The following is a 365-nucleotide window of genomic DNA, read 5'->3' on the forward strand; positions in this document are numbered from 1 at the left end:
GGAAGCGTGGACCGTGTGGCATGGCGGTGAGAATCCAGTGCCTGGGAAGATGGTTGAGTTCAAAATGCGTAACGGCGAACGTGGTAATGATCAAATTCATTCTAGTGTTTTACATTGGGATCACAACGGAGAAGCTTGGGATGTTGTTGCTTATCGGGTCATTAAGGAGGGGTGATGGGTAATAAGCTTATCGCCGCTGGTTGGGCCATACCGAAGTGGGGCCATCGTGCGCATTACTTTGACGAAGGAGAAGTGCAAAGTCTTTGCGGTCGCGCAACATACTTCGGTGATGAGCGCGTCAGCGGCGATTACATCGACTCGCTTTTAGGCAAAGGTGATTGCAAGAAATGTCAGGATATATTAAG

Annotated in this window: 1 protein-coding gene; it reads left to right on the forward strand. The window is 49.3% G+C overall.

The features are described 5' to 3' along the window. Window positions 1-174: 174 nt before the first annotated feature. On the forward strand, window positions 175-365 hold a 191-nt coding region (locus Y887_RS21185; protein ID WP_211257023.1), incomplete at its 3' end, for a hypothetical protein.

The organism is Xanthomonas pisi DSM 18956, from assembly GCF_001010415.1.
Lineage (GTDB): Bacteria > Pseudomonadota > Gammaproteobacteria > Xanthomonadales > Xanthomonadaceae > Xanthomonas > Xanthomonas pisi.